Consider the following 14,630-nt stretch of genomic DNA (forward strand, 5'->3'; position numbering starts at 1 on the left):
ATCTCGTTGGCAAGCACCTGCAGCCTCTCCGCGCTTGTTTGGGCAGCGTATATCAAGGCTGGCCCTGCGGCGGTCGGCCGCATGCTCGCTCTTCGGTTGAACACCGCGGCACCGCCTCCTCGTCGACCTGCTTTGCACGAGCGTCACCGCCATAAGCCGCAACGCCTTGCCGACGTTGACGATTTTCTGTGCTCCTGAACCCGCCGAGGCACGGATCTGGCGTAGGGTCGGATTTCTCACCCACGTGACTAAGATTCGAGAATATAAAGTTGTCAAAATTTACTTTGGCACCCGCTCCTTGCTTACTTCCGACAACTTAAGGCGCGGCACACCATAGCCTCGGAGGGGCCTCTATACTGGCGGCTTTATCCCAGTCGCTCCCGAAAGCCGTCGTTCCGGTACCGGCCTCATTGCGGCCGCTCGTGATGATTCCGCCATTGCACAAAACCGGACGTTGGTTCAGTTGCGGCATACCGCGGAGCCAGAGCCAAAACTGTGCTACCTCATCGCCTGCCATCCACAAGCCGACGATCTGCTGCCTTGCGCCTACAGACCCATGCCGCTCAAGGCGATGACCTGAGAACAGCGGCTACAACGAACATTTCAGCCGACCCCTTGGAGGTCGCGGTTGCGCCTCGAGCAGTCGTCGTTTCGACGGTGGCACCCCAGGGAGTTAACGCCTTACCGCCGCACCCATGCCGCGGCCGTATCGACGGTTGAGCCTGCTTTGTATCTCGGCCCCATGATATGCAGACACCATGGTGAGCACTGTAGCAAGTTTTCAGAATCTATGGTCGGCTATGGCGTTCGCTTCACCGGACAGCCCGGCTGCGGCCAATCCTCGCCATTCTTCGCTTGCGGTCTGCAAGGGGCTTGGCCTCAGAGCTGCTCGGTCACGGCCGCCAATCGTACGGTTTGGTGGACGTACTGAGCGGAGCCGTCGACGACGCGACGGCGTCCTTCTCGATCAATTGGCCCGGATCGTATGTCTGGACCATGACCACGGCCCCGGCGGCCGCCTACGACTACAAGACCGGGGCAGCGTGCGCGACAGGCACCCACCAAGCTATCTGCAGCGGTTCAACCTGGACCGCGACAATCGACGCGAACTGCAACGTCTCGGCCACCAGCGTGACTCCGCTGGAGTGCTGGCGTCAATGTCGATTCGACGGGCTCGGTCACGGTTCGCTGCACCAACTCGACCCCCTACACAGTCGGGCTGAGCGCGGGAGCCGGTTCCGGCGCCACGGTCGCCAACCGAAAGATGACGAGCGGCACCAAGCCTGTGAGCTATTCGCTATACAGCGACGTTGGCATGACGACGGTTTGGGGAACACAATCGGTACCGACACTGCCAGCGGCACCGGCACCGGGATGGACCAGGCATATACGGTCTATGCCCGCGCGCCCGCGCAGATAACACCCGCGCCTGGGACATACACCGATACCGTTGTAGTGCGCAGCATCAAAATTCGCGACTCAAATAACCCGAGCCGCGCAGTCCGAACCGCCACTGCGCGTCGACAGCCTTGGAAATGCCGATCCTGCGGCCAGTCAAGATGGCGCTGGGTTCGAGCGGCGCCATGAACTCGAATGGCGGCTCGTCCAATGGCAGCCCATCATGCGATTTGTCGATTGCCAGCGCCTGGCAAAGGCGCCCCGGCCCCGAACAAAGCAGCCGGGGATCGTCAAGGCCGCGATTGGCGCGCATCGCATCCAGCCCAGATCGCGGTTCGATGGCGCGGACAAGCACGGCACTGCCGGGCAGGCACACGGCATTCAGGCACCAATGCAGGCCGTAGGAGCGATAGACGTACGCGCTGCCTGGCGCAGCACCGAACATCGCGCCATTGCGCACGGTCCTGCCACGGAAGGCGTGCGAAGCCGGATCATCGGCGCGATAGGCCTCGGTCTCGACGACGATGCCGCCAACGCCGTGCAAATACAGCGTGGCGCCGATCATATCGCGTGCGACGATGACGGCGTCTCGGGCAAAGAATTGGTGATGCATGGTCAATGGGCATCGCATGTCCGCGCCTGAACCCGGGCGACGTCAGTTTTCTGGACCAGGAACAAAAATGTCCAGCCACTGCTGAGTCGCGAAGCTCGATCGATGGGTTCAACGCAGCATTGCTGCACCGATGAAGACTATAACGGCCAGCGCCACGATCGCGGCAATCATCAGGACCGGCCATATCTGCGTGGCTGGATGTGGGGCTGGCCCTTCAGCGGGCGCATCGCGTTGGCATAGCCCGCCTCGTTGGTAAACTTCGGCGTGTCACGCGGCGGAGCCGGGGCTCTCACCGGAGCGTTGCCGGCGGATTCAGCGTCAGTCTCCACGGGGGCGGCAGCCGGGTCGAAGCCGGGGGTCTTGTCGCCTTCGCGCCCGGCGTCGATATCTCCCCTTGCCTGTGCCGGGCTTCGCTGAAGAGGTGCTGCGTCGGTCATTGTCGGAAGTCCTTTCAAAGCATTGCTGTCAACCCATCTAACCTGATTGCCGTTTCAAAGTTCCGGCGTGCGGAAACCGGCCAAGCCTCCTTCCAGGAACAACCGGCGATCGAGCGGGTTGGGCTGCCGGCGATAATTCGCAGCTGAGATCTGGGAGAGCGAACGATGGACTTGGTGGGTCGTGTGCCGACATGGGCGGTAGCAACAGCGTCAAGGCAGGTCGAGAGTGGTCACGCCTGCACAGATCGCACATGGCGGCCACTAGTGGCCCGCGGCACAGCAGCCGCATTATCCGTCGGCACCTCATTCCCGGCTTCATGTCGCACCTGATCGCGACTGCGACGATTTCCATACCCGGCATGATCTCGGCGAGACGGCGCTGAGCTTCCTCGGGCTCGGCCTGCGGCCACTTTCACGGCAGGAAAGTTCACATCATGGCGAGCTCAACGCGAAAGCGAGCTCGCCAGATTGCAGGTGTTGTCCTGAGTGCTTCTTCTGAAACAAGACCCTGATGTCCAGATTGTCCCAGTGTCCGCCGTAGAGAAATGCGGCAATACCGGTGATCCGCCGGCAGACGCGGATGTGCATTTTCACGGGCACGATCCCGAGGAAGCGCTACACGCAGATCCGGCAGGCGGTGCGCGGTCGCACAAGCAAAAATCTAATCGCACCTCGAAATGCATTGGACCCAAGGCGGCTGAACCGGACCGCCCGCCAATTTCTATCGCTCGTCATCGTTGCCGAGATGCATAGGCGTTATCTGCTGGCGGGCTTCTCTGGTCACCTCGTCGGCTCCAGCGGGTGTGAGCCCTCGCAACGCCCTTGCGGCTTGGATCAGGTGAGCGCGATCATTGCCGAAGCTCTTGATCAGCTGGCGCACCTGGTCGGCCGTTACGCCATTCTGCTGGGCAAAATACCGGAGTTCGGTCTCGTCCTCCGCGTAAAGCTGGTCGCGATCATGCAAGTCTCGCTTGCTTTTGTCGTTAGGCATCTGGTCCTCCTGGTGGAGCTTCGCATCAGTGGGAACGTAGGCAAGGGGCTTTCGTTGCGAAGGTCAGGCCAAATCGCGAAATGCGTTAGGCGAGAAAATTTCGAACGCTTGCCGATAGCTCGAAAGGAACTGGGGCGAGGGCCCTCTTGTCGTGTTGGCGAAGCTTCTCTGGTGGAGTTGGTCACGACCGGCCTTGCCTTTGTCAGCCTGCGCCGTCGTGCTGGGGGTGCTGACAGCTGGACTTCTGAAAAATACCCGCATTTTGGACAGGCACGCCGGCCCGGTGAGCCTTGGCTAGGTACTCTTTAGGAGCGCCAAGATGCGCTGATCCTAAAGGAACAGATGAGCCTTTCGGGAGTTGGCATCGAGGAGCCTGATATCAAAAGGGCCACACGCGGCCGGTTTCGTTCGCAGGAACGACTTCAGGTTCCAGGATGTCAAATCGCAACGTGTAAAGATGAAGATAGCCCAGATTGCGCCCCTCACCGAATCCGTTCCACCCCGGCTATACGGTGGGACCGAGCGGATAGTTTCATACCTGACCGAAGAGCTTATCAAACAAGGTCACCACGTGACCTTGTTTGCCAGCGGTGATTCACGCACTGCGGCTGAACTGGTGCCATGTTGCGACGTTGCATTGCGTTTCAATCCCAATGTGCAGAACCATATCCCCCACCACATCCTGATGCTCGAACGCGTACGTGAACGAGCCAATGAATTCGACGTGCTGCATTTCCACGTCGATGTCCTTCATTTTCCGATTATCCGAGATTTTGCCCGGCAGACCGTAACGACTCTCCATGGCCGGCTTGACTTGGCCGATCTGGCCGACCTCTATACAGCCTTCAGTCAAATTCCCTTGGTCTCGATCTCCTTGGATCAGCGACGGCCTATGCCTCCGGTCAATTGGGTCGGAATGGTCCATCACGGGCTTCCTCGCGATGTTCTCCCTTTCCGCGCCAAAGGCTCCGGCTATCTCGCGTTTCTCGGCCGCATCTCGCCGGAAAAGGGACCACAAACTGCAATAGAGATCGCGGTTCGCGCCGGGATGCCGCTGAAGATTGCTGCCAAGGTCGACAAGGTGGATAAATCATTTTGGGAGGAGAGCGTTGAACCCTTGGTGCTTGGAAATTCGAACGTAGAGTTTCTCGGCGAGATCAACGAAGCGCAAAAAGCGGAGTTTCTAGGGAATGCGACAGCGCTTCTGTTTCCGATAGACTGGCCGGAACCCTTTGGACTGGTGACCATCGAGGCAATGGCCTGTGGTACCCCCGTGATCGCTTTCAACCGCGGCGCTGTTCCAGAGGTCATCGACAATGGCGTCTCTGGATCGATAGTAAACGGTCTTGACGAAGCTGTGGACGCAACCCGACGCATAGGTGCACTCGATCGTGCACGGGTGCGGCAGACTTTTGAACAGCGGTTCTCGGTCGAGCGGATGTGTGGCGAATACGTCGAGATATATCGGTCGCTGATGGAGGGCAAACGAGAACGTTTGGCCCATCAGGCAGAGGCGTAGAGCACATACCGATGTGGCCATCTGTATCTAACCGGGTCCTGAACTCCTCCCGTACTCGGGTCAAAGTTATGCCCCAACTATTTGCCAATAATTCCGTTGAGGCTTCTCTGCGGTCCAAACCGCGAGCATGCGGTTGGATAATGAGGCATTGTTGACTCGGCTGCTTCGCCAGCGGCACCAGCCGGAATAGATACGCGCCTAAACCACCTGGTCTCACCAGCAGGAGGGGTGATATGAAAACGGAAGTCGAAGAACACAAGCTTGATCCAGCGCTCGCGATCCCGCCACTCGACGAATCCGCACCACGCGAGCCGCAGCGGCAGTTCGCACTGAAGCATGAGGACTGCTTCATCGTTGCCGACGGCTATGGTGACATACGAGGCACTGGCGACGGCCTCTTCCGAGATGACACGCGTGTGCTGTCGCGCTTCCGGCTGTGGATCGGCGGCCGTATACCCTCGTTGCTTGGCGTTTCCTTGTCCCAAGACAATATCCTGTTCACGGCCAATCTGACCAATCTCGCCGCGCTCGGGCCAGACGGCGGTGAAGCTCCCGCGAGCGCCATCCACATCGATCGGACCCGTTTCATCTGGCAGGACCGTATGTTCGAGCGCATCACGTTTACCAACTACTCCGCCCGCGAGATCTCGTTGCCGGTCCAGCTGGACTTCGACGCGGACTTCCGGGATATGTTCGAGGTGCGCGGCACCACGCGGAGCCGTCGCGGTCGCGCCCATGACGCGCTGATCGGTGAGTCAAGTGTCACGTTTAAGTATGAAGGACTCGACAATGTGGCGCGTCAGTCGGTTATCGCGTTTTCCATAAAACCCGATCGGCTCCATCCAAATCACGCCGAGTTCCTCATTCTGGTGCCGAGCCGTGACCACAGGATACTGTATTTGGAGGTCGGCCACGGCGAAGAGGTCCCGTCCAGTGATCGGTTTCGTGCAGCCGCTGCGCGAGCTCGATTTGCGATGCGGTCGAAGCGCCGCCAGGGCGCGACCGTTTTCAGTTCCGGCCGCGTTTTCAACGATTGGCTGACCCGCACGCGTGCCGACATCGCGCTGCTGACGACCGACCTCGAGACGGGACCGTATCCCTATGCTGGCATTCCGTGGTTTTCAACGGCATTTGGTCGCGACGGAGTCATCTCCGCTTTGCAGATGCTCTGGCTCAATCCCGAGCTTGCCCGTGGCGTGCTAGCGTTTCTCGCCCGCTATCAATCGACCGAGACTTCCGTCTTCGGAGACGCGGAGCCAGGAAAGATCATGCACGAAACGCGCAAGGGCGAGATGGCCGTGCTTCGCGAGCTGCCGTTCGGTCGATACTATGGTGGCGTCGACACGACTCCGCTCTATGTCTATCTCGCTTCGGCCTACGCCGATAGGACCGGAGATGAGGAGTTTGTCGATAAGATCTGGGATTCACTGGCAGCTGCCACTGCATGGATGGAAGACGTCGGAGCCCGCAACGGGGAGGGGTTCGTAACGTACCGCAGGGCGGCAGACACCGGCCTCTTCAACCAAGGATGGAAGGATAGCGCCGATGCAATCTTCCATGCCGACGGCACAATTCCCAAGGGACCGGTCGCTTTGGTCGAAGTGCAGGGTTACGTCTTCGCAGCATACAAGGGCATGGCGGCATTGGCGGCCAAACGCGGCGACGATGACAAGGCGGCGCACTGGACGGCTATGGCAGAGAGGGTTCGCAAGGCGGTGGAGACGCATTTCTGGATGCCGGACCGCGACTTTTATGCTTTGGCCATCGATGGCGACGGCAGCCAATGCGCAGTTCGCGCATCCAATGCCGGTCACCTGCTTTATGTCGGGTTGCCGTCAGCGGAAAGGGCGCAGGCCATGGCGACGCAGCTCCTGTCGGGGCATTTTCACAGCGGCTGGGGCGTTCGTACGCTGGCCGCCGACGAGATCCCCTTCAATCCGATGTCTTACCACAACGGCTCGATATGGCCCCACGACACGGCGATTTGCGCCTCTGGCCTTGCCCGTTATCAGGAGCGCGACAGCGTGGTGAAGCTGATGAGCAGCATGTTCGAGGCGGCTGTCCGCTTCAATATGCGGCTGCCGGAGCTGTTTTGCGGCTTCACCCGTGCCGCCAGCGATGCGCCGGTGGCCTATCCGGTTGCCTGCCTGCCGCAGGCGTGGTCGGCCGGCTCTGCCTTTATGATCCTACAGGCCTGTCTAGGCATTCGTATTGACGGCTGGAAGCGCGAAATCAGCGTAGAATTTCCGCGCCTGCCAATAGGCATCGACAATATCGTGATCCGACATCTGGCGGTCGGCCAAGCGAGAGTCGACCTGACGTTCCAGCGCATCGGCGACCGCATTGTCTGCTATCTCGACCAGAACCATGAAGGGCTCGTTCCATTGCTGGTGCGTTCCTAGCAGCTGAACGACGCCGCCAGCAAATTTCAGCACCGTGCGGTCGATATCCGCCTGCTCGAGTTCGGACTGACATTGATCGGCTTCGTGACCTTGCTTCCACCCGTGGTATGCGCACGCAAGGGCGGAAAGCTGTACCTCTGCGGGTGTTCGGTCAGTCTAGCGATCGCGGTCCGGCAGGCTTGGTCCGCTGAAGGTTCAGTCACCTATCGCTTCCCAACTGCTGTGCGATCTGGGGTTTCAATTGGCCGGAAAATTGGAACCACACAGGTGCGTAACGGCGCGTCGGCCATCGCTCTTTTGTTGTTTGCGAACGCAACATTAGCGACCCAGCTTCTCGTGGCCTACCGCGGGCTGGACGGCCACGGGCCCGATATCTGGCGGCCGTTCTATGTTGCTCAACGGAGATGTCGCTACGAGAACTGCATTTGGCTTTTCCCGCCCTCACCTTCGACCTGATGGAGAGCGCGAGCCGGCCGACAGGCGTCCGTGGCTGGCCACCGTATGACCACCGCCAAGCCCGCAGAAAGCGCTTAGCCGACGTTCTCTCCTGAATGGTCGAAGTGTATCACTAGGCCGGCGGCAACAGCGCGCTCGGCGATCATGTTCACGAGATGGCCATCACAAACCGAAGGTGACGGAACAACCTCCTTCAGGGCTCTAAGGGCAAGCTGCGTCGACAAAAGGCCCTGCCGTTTGCGAGTACAGATGTATTGGTCAATCAACGATTCGAGTGGCATGAAGGAAATCCTCCGGGTCGGATGGAGGTTCATAACCCGGCGGCGGATCGGGTGCATTTACATTAGTTAAGGCGATGCTAATTGTTCGGCGTGGATCGGAAAGCACTCCATCTCCGACCCAGCACTCAACCACGCAAGGATTGATGCGGGTTCGGAGGAAGAACCCCACCGCGGCCTGCCAGTCGGAGCACGGAAGGAGTAACGCATGACCAAAGCCTCGCCCTGTTTCGACCGAAAACCTTGGCCCAACGGGTGACCCTCCATGAGCCCTGTGCCCCGAAAAGGACGGCCGAATTTTTATCTCGCGTACGGAAGCGCCTTTCAGGGCCCCATCGGGGTTGCCTTGATGGAGTCGCGGACGATTGGTAGCCGGTTGCTGAAGATATTGCCGGCGCAAACGGTGAGTTTCGCTAGGGTCGACGACGCTTGGCTTTGATGGCAGCAAGATTGACCGGACGAAAATTCCAGCTGTCGACGCCGACGTCGTACTGGCGCGTCATCGGCTTCAAGCGGCCGTGCGAATGGCCGTGCAGATTTATAGATCGCTTGCCGATCTGGTTCCAGGTGCGAAAGGGATAGTGGCAAAGCACAAAAAGGCAGCCGTCAACAGTGAGCTCTTTATAGTGGCTCACACTTGCCCAAGCTGCGGCAGCAATGGTGGCTGCGCCATCGTTGTTGCCTACGATCAGGTGCTTGCGGCCGTTGAGGGAAGACAGTAGGGAAGACACGGTCGCGGGCGAATGCTTTGCAAAGTCGCCGAGGTGCCAGACCTCATCATGCGGGCCAACGGTTTCGTTCCAAAGAGCAGCCAACGCCAGGTCATGCGCTGCTAACGAACTGAAGGGACGGCGGTCGAGCCGCAGAATGCGCGGATCGCCAAAATGTGTGTCGGAGGTGAAGAAGATCATGCTCGACGATCGTTTCGAATAGCGATTGCACCTCTATCTGCGACCGCCGAAGCGCCCTTTGATTTCCCCGTTCATCCTGATGCGAGCATCCCTGAGCATCTTGAGTGCCTCGTGTTTGGTGAGGCCGCACCTGCGCGCGAAAAAGCTCGCTTCAATCGCCCTTTCACGATCTGCCTGGGACGCGGTGCGTTGCTTGATCTTCTTGCCCATCGATCTCTCTATCGTCCGCCGACAAGATGGACGGATCGGGTTCCTGTGTTGTTTCCGCACGCGCTCTCGCGCCGAAAAACGCGGTGGCGCAAGGATAGCATTCAGCGGGCTGAGTATCCTCGTAAAGCCAGCTAACAAGTCCACAGCTTGGCACCCTGCCGTACAGATAGCGATCCAAGCCCGCGCCGTTGGAGTGTGCGGCGCGGGCGATCGGGATTTCCGATCTGCAGCTGGGAGGATCGCTGCCTTGCTCCAACTATGGGCCGGGCATTTTGTTCCGGGCATGTTTGTTCGCCCGTCAACACATTGGTACCCGAAAGGATGGCTTTTGGGAGAATTCATCCAACGCAAAGTGATGCTGTTCGCGTGCTCATCACGCCTCCACACGCGTTGTCCTGCTGGCCAGCAGCCGACCGGTCTTGTGAATACCTACATCGTTACTCATTCTTCGGGAGAAGGGGTTGTCGCAGTTGTCCTCCCAATGCGAGCGGGACACCAGGAAAGTCTCATTCCATCGATTTGACCTGGAGACAGATGCTGAGCCGCAGAAGCTTTTCACCATTTTCGTCCCGAACCTCGACGAACAGTTGCTGTCCGTCGATATCCCGCAATTCGTCTTTCGCCAGGTCTTTCAGGCCCTCAATGCCCGCGCGGCGCGCTCCTTCTATTCCTGTGCATTCAACGCCTATCTCGTCCTCGAAGACAGAGTTGCTGTCGCCACTGTCAAAGAAGTATTTTGCCATAAGAGAGCTGCCGTCACTATAAAGCTTCGGGGTTCCTTTGGTGCAGATAGGTCGGATCGAAGTCTCCTGCGCGAACAAGATTTGGCCAATCCAGTGCATGTACCGTTGGGCCTGAGGTGGCGATGAGGCCCTTCCGTCGCAGTTCCTGAAGCATTCTGTTCACGTGGACCGTGGATAAACCCAGCGCATCTCCAAGCGCCGCCTGCGTAATCGGAATGTCGGCTATGTGATCCTTGATGCGTCCTACCGAACGCAAGCGGTAGATCAGTTCACAAAGGATGTGAGCCATACGCGTGAAAGCCTCGCGCCTTCCGACATTGGTGACCCATTCCCTGTATATGGCCGCGTCGATCAGCGTCGAGCGCCAGAACGCGGTCGCGATGCGGGGGTGCTGTTCGCAAATGGCGCGCAGAGCATCGTGGCGCATGAAGCCTAACCGGGTCGGTATGAGCGTCGAAAAAGTGCAATCGATCACCGAGAGGTGCAGACTGTGCAGGTCCGGGAGGTCGCCAGCCACAAAAAAGGATGTGATTTGCCGTTTGCCTTCGCCCGTGACTTTGCTTGAGCCCACCAAGCCGTCGATAACGACGAACGAATTAACAGGGCGATCGCCCTCGATCACGACGTCTTGATTGGCCTGAAACGTCTTCTCCTGGATCGAAATGCCTCTCAAAATTGCGAGGTCGACCTCTTTGACCTCAGCGATTCTCTGGAGCTTGCGGACAAGTACATCTGTGGGTGAGGTGGGGGACAAATTCGCTGACCTGGGTACGTTGCAATATCGAACTTCCATTCAAGCCAAATGTTCCGGACGGTGGTATCTCACGGCCAAGTGCCTTTGGATTTGGTGCCTGCTATGAATTTGGCCAGGCGGGATCAAACCGTGTCGGTGCAATATCCCGTTCCAACAACTCGCCGAGAACAGCGGCTGCTCGGCGGCAGATCTCTGCCACCTCTTGCGGATCCAGACGCTCAGCATGATCTGCTGCGTGCAAGAGGTCCGTCAACGCCTCAAGACTCCGAATTTGCAGATACGGCATAGTTTGACCCCATCGATTTGAAGTGAGCCATATGTCAGCCGAGCTGTCCGCTCATTAACCTATGACATCGCGAGGCTGGAAATTTTGAAGTGTCGAACGGCTTCGCAGCACAAAGGAGATTGCTCGGATTCAGGTTTTAGCCGACGGAACACAGCCGCTCCGCTGCCGTTCTGGCAGTGATCGCAAGGTGCGCCAATGAACAGACCCATCCCCAAGAGAGAAGCTGCTGGGCAAACTTGCCCATCCAACGACCGCGTGGCGGAGGGAGAAGATGACGGCTCTCCGCCGGCAGCTGCGGTTGCGGCAGCCCTAGTCAGCGTTCTTGAAAACAAGGGGATCGAAGACTTGCTCCATATAGCCGGTTCGAACCGCGAGGCCGAGGATGTTGCGCAGGCCCTGCGGCAGTTCCTGCCTCAAGCAGAAATTCTCTTGCTACCGTCTTGGGATTGCCTGCCCTATGACAAGGTTTGGCCAACACGCGACAACATGGGAAGGCGGCTCCGCGTCCTGCACGCGATCACGCAAGCCTCCAAGCTCCGGCGCATTACCGTCACGTCGATCGAATCCGCCCTCCAGCGGGTGCCGCCGCCTTTAGCCATTGCCCGAGCCTTCACCACTTTGCAGGTGGGACAAACGCTTGACAGAGAGCTCTTCAAAACCACGGCAGAGCGAATTGGATACGTGGTCGACGATCGGGTAGACGAACCGGGCGAAATCGCCCTGCGGGGCGACCTCATCGATGTTTTTCCCGCCGGCGATGTCAGCCCGGTTCGCATCGTTCTGGATGCCCAGACCTCCATCTCTGAGCTCAAGACCTATGACCCGATCAGCCAAAGGAGCGAGCGATCTCATGACCTGGTCCTGCTCGGGCCGGCATCCGAGCTCATCTTTCAGGCCGGCAATCACCCTGAGGTAGCTGCGATGCGCACGACCTCGATGGAGGAGCGCCTCGTCTCCCTTTATGGCAGCCTGCCATCACTGTTCGATGTCGCGTGGGGTGCTTCGATCTCCTTCCTGGCAGGCCTTGAGGGCTCTCCACTGGCCCGCATTCTGGATCTGGTGGAGGACGCGAGCCGTGCCCGGCGGGAGATCGCTGGATCGGCGAAACCCTTGCCGGACCAATTCTATCTCTCGCGTGACGATTGGAAGGAGGCGGTTCGAAATCGGCAGTGTTTGAGGCTTTCGGCTGCTACGGCTCGAACTCCCAAATTTTTCCAGGCGTCGCGGTCAGGGCATGAATTCGCTGAATATGTGAAGACTCAAACGAGCTCGGGCGTCAGCGTGGTGGTCACAGGACGCGCGTCGGAGCTGCAACGGGCAGACAAGCTGCTCGTGCGAAAGCTTGGCACACGGATGGAAAAAGTCGCCGACTGGGCGCAAATCCGTTCGGCTGCCGGAGGCTCCCTTCTCAAGGCCGAATTCAACATCGAGGAGGGATTCGCCGACCCGAAGTCGCGCCTTGCCGTGATTGCGGCGGCGGACATATTCGGGCCGGTCTTGAGAGCGCAAGGCAACTCGCCTCAGAGTGTGCTCGACCCCGAGCTGCGAATTGGCGATGTCGTTGTACATGAAGAACACGGTCTCGGCGTGCTTGCTGCGGTCGAGCAGGTCGATTTGGCCGGCCAGCGACAAGACATTGTCAGGCTGGAATACCGCGACGGCGCGTCCCTGCTAGTCCCGGTCAGTGACTTCTGCCGCATATGGCGCTACGGTTCAGATCCGGGTGCAGTACCGCTCGACCGGCTCGACGGCGATGGCTGGTCGAAACGGCACCGGGCTGCGCTCCTCGAGATCGGCAGACTTGGCAGGCGCCTAGTTGCCCTGTCGAACGCCAGGTCGAATGAGCCGGCCGAGATTATCAGGCCGCCGCGTGCCGACCTTGCTCGTTTTGCGGCGCGATTTCCCTATGCCGAGACCCCCGACCAGGCCGAAGCCATCCGCGCGGTGCTCGACGATCTGTCGTCAGGCAGAACGATGAACCGGCTGATCTGCGGCGACGTCGGATTTGGCAAGACAGAGATAGCGCTACGTGCATGCGCAGCCGTCGCGTTGTCGGGCAAGCAGGTTGCCGTCGTAACCCCGACCACGGTGCTGGCACGCCAACACTACGAGACGTTCAGCCGCCGCTTCGCGGGAACGGGTCTCCAGGTAGCCCATCTTTCGCGAGTGGTGGGAGCTTCAGAAGCAAGAAAGGTGAAAGAAGGTCTGCGCGACGGCCGCATCGCTGTGGTCGTGGCCACGCACGCCGTTGCCGCCAAGGGCGTCACCTTCGCAGATCTTGGACTGCTTGTGATCGATGAGGAGCATCGTTTCGGCGTCAAGTTGAAGCAGGCCTTGCGAAACCTGGCGCCTCGCCTTCACACATTGAGCATGAGTGCTACGCCCATACCTCGCACGCTCCAATCCGCTATGGCCGGCATACAGGAAGTCAGCGTGCTGAACACGCCGCCCGCCAGGAGGCGCCCCGTTCGCACGATGCTGGCGCCTTTCGATGCGGGATCGGCGCGGGCTGCCCTTTTGCGCGAGTACCGCCGCAGCGGGCAAAGCTTCTTCGTCGTTCCGCGGATCGAGGACATCGAACCGATCGCTCATCTGCTTGACAGTTTGGTCCCTGAACTCACGGTCAAGACGGCACATGGCAAAATGAAGGTGCGCGTGCTGGACGAAATCGTCGTGCGTTTCGCCGACGGTGATGGCGACGTGTTGCTCAGCACCGACATTGTCGAAAGCGGTCTCGATGTGCCTCGGGCGAACACCATCGTGATCTGGCGTGCGGATCGGTTCGGTCTTGCTCAACTGCACCAGCTGCGCGGTCGTGTGGGAAGAGGGCGGGTTCAGGGCGTTGCATTTCTTCTGACGGAGCCCGATGCCGTCCTGGCCGACGAGACGAGGGCCCGACTCTCGACGATGCTTGCGTTGGACCGGCTAGGTTCCGGTTTGTCCATCAGCCAAAGGGACCTTGACCTCCGCGGTGCCGGGGACATTTTCGGTGAGGAGCAGGCGGGCCACATGAAGCTGATTGGCGCAGGCCTGTATCTCCACCTCCTGGAGCGAGCAGTCTCGCGTGCTGCTGGTGCGCCCAACCCCGACAAGCAACTTGCCGAATTCAATGTGCAGGTCACGGCTGCATTTTCCGAGAGCTATGTGCCCGAGCCCGCGGTTCGTCTCAGCCTTTACACGAGGTTGTGCCGGATGAGCTCGGAGGCAGACATCAGCGCATTCGCCGATGAGCTCGAAGACCGCTTCGGGACCATGCCTGGTGAAGTGGCAACTTTGCTGAAACTGACCGCGTTACGAATAGCAGCGGCGGAAATGGGCGTCAGCAAGGTTGATGTCGGGCCGGAATCGATCGCAATGAGCTTTCGTACAAAATCGACGGCATCGCAGTGGCGCGGCATCAAAGCGGCCGAAGGGTTCGGCTTTCGGAACGGCCGCTTGATCTTCAGGCGATCTCAGTCCGCCGCTCCAGAGCTCGGGGCTGTTCGCTCGGCGCTGGACGCCCTGCGTTCCGCAAAGTCGAGCCATGACAGGTGATCCCTCCAACCCGCGTGATCGCGGGATGAGGAGAGTATGCGTGCTGCAGTGGCATTCGCGCTGGCCTTGTCGCCCGGTTATGGCTCGCACACATCGGC

Annotated in this window: 12 protein-coding genes and 2 pseudogenes; 5 read left to right on the forward strand and 9 right to left on the reverse strand. The window is 59.6% G+C overall.

Features of this window, described 5'->3' with window-relative positions; genetic code table 11:
- Positions 1-1,156: 1,156 nt before the first annotated feature.
- Positions 1,157-1,452, forward strand: a pseudogene (locus NKJ90_RS33510) (Csu type fimbrial protein); the annotation flags it as partial.
- Between the two features lie 13 nt (positions 1,453-1,465).
- On the opposite strand, the gene NKJ90_RS14575 reads toward NKJ90_RS33510, so the two are convergent.
- On the reverse strand, positions 1,466-2,011 hold the full coding sequence (locus NKJ90_RS14575; RefSeq protein ID WP_352486198.1) for a DNA-3-methyladenine glycosylase: 546 nt from the start codon (positions 2,009-2,011) through the stop codon (positions 1,466-1,468).
- A gap of 170 nt (positions 2,012-2,181) precedes the next feature.
- Positions 2,182-2,448, reverse strand: coding sequence for a hypothetical protein (locus NKJ90_RS14580; protein WP_502904163.1), 267 nt, complete (start codon positions 2,446-2,448; stop codon positions 2,182-2,184).
- Between the two features lie 278 nt (positions 2,449-2,726).
- Here NKJ90_RS14580 and NKJ90_RS14585 point away from each other — a divergent pair.
- Positions 2,727-2,857 (forward strand): annotated as a pseudogene (locus tag NKJ90_RS14585) (ABC transporter permease); the annotation flags it as partial.
- 23 nt (positions 2,858-2,880) lie between these two features.
- On the opposite strand, the gene NKJ90_RS14590 reads toward NKJ90_RS14585, so the two are convergent.
- Both NKJ90_RS14590 and NKJ90_RS14595 read right to left on the reverse strand, forming a co-directional pair.
- Complete coding sequence (locus tag NKJ90_RS14590; protein ID WP_198032274.1) at positions 2,881-3,042, reverse strand: hypothetical protein; 162 nt, start codon at positions 3,040-3,042, stop codon at positions 2,881-2,883.
- Between the two features lie 127 nt (positions 3,043-3,169).
- Positions 3,170-3,439 carry a DUF3606 domain-containing protein gene (locus NKJ90_RS14595; protein ID WP_023761991.1) on the reverse strand — a complete coding sequence of 90 codons (270 nt, stop codon included), beginning with the start codon at positions 3,437-3,439 and terminating at the stop codon, positions 3,170-3,172.
- A gap of 457 nt (positions 3,440-3,896) precedes the next feature.
- Here NKJ90_RS14595 and NKJ90_RS14600 point away from each other — a divergent pair, with 457 nt between their 5' ends.
- Positions 3,897-4,958 (forward strand): glycosyltransferase family 4 protein, encoded by a 1,062-nt coding sequence (locus NKJ90_RS14600; protein ID WP_031260979.1) that lies wholly within the window; start codon positions 3,897-3,899, stop codon positions 4,956-4,958.
- Positions 4,959-5,191: 233 nt separating this feature from the next.
- Positions 5,192-7,360 (forward strand): amylo-alpha-1,6-glucosidase, encoded by a 2,169-nt coding sequence (locus tag NKJ90_RS14605; protein ID WP_023761988.1) that lies wholly within the window; start codon positions 5,192-5,194, stop codon positions 7,358-7,360.
- Between the two features lie 530 nt (positions 7,361-7,890).
- Here NKJ90_RS14605 and NKJ90_RS14610 read toward each other — a convergent pair.
- From NKJ90_RS14610 to NKJ90_RS14630, 5 genes are all read right to left on the reverse strand, one after another.
- The gene (locus tag NKJ90_RS14610) at positions 7,891-8,097 is read right to left on the reverse strand and encodes a hypothetical protein (protein WP_352486199.1); all 207 of its coding nucleotides are present in this window, start codon (positions 8,095-8,097) and stop codon (positions 7,891-7,893) included.
- Positions 8,098-8,507: 410 nt separating this feature from the next.
- Entirely contained in the window at positions 8,508-9,005 is a 498-nt protein-coding gene (locus NKJ90_RS14615) for a metallophosphoesterase family protein (protein ID WP_023761986.1), read from the reverse strand.
- Positions 9,006-9,038: 33 nt separating this feature from the next.
- Complete coding sequence (locus NKJ90_RS14620) at positions 9,039-9,215, reverse strand: hypothetical protein (RefSeq protein ID WP_023761985.1); 177 nt, start codon at positions 9,213-9,215, stop codon at positions 9,039-9,041.
- A gap of 506 nt (positions 9,216-9,721) precedes the next feature.
- Positions 9,722-9,958, reverse strand: coding sequence for a DUF6894 family protein (locus NKJ90_RS14625; RefSeq protein ID WP_031260977.1), 237 nt, complete (start codon positions 9,956-9,958; stop codon positions 9,722-9,724).
- A 16-nt stretch (positions 9,959-9,974) separates the two neighbouring features.
- Complete coding sequence (locus tag NKJ90_RS14630; protein WP_352486200.1) at positions 9,975-10,712, reverse strand: Crp/Fnr family transcriptional regulator; 738 nt, start codon at positions 10,710-10,712, stop codon at positions 9,975-9,977.
- Positions 10,713-11,193: 481 nt separating this feature from the next.
- On the opposite strand from NKJ90_RS14630, the gene NKJ90_RS14635 reads away from it, so the two are divergent.
- Positions 11,194-14,532 (forward strand): DEAD/DEAH box helicase, encoded by a 3,339-nt coding sequence (locus NKJ90_RS14635; RefSeq protein WP_352486201.1) that lies wholly within the window; start codon positions 11,194-11,196, stop codon positions 14,530-14,532.
- Positions 14,533-14,630: the final 98 nt, after the last annotated feature.

It is taken from the genome of Mesorhizobium sp. M0051, assembly GCF_040323235.1.
Classification (GTDB): Bacteria; Pseudomonadota; Alphaproteobacteria; order Rhizobiales; family Rhizobiaceae; genus Mesorhizobium.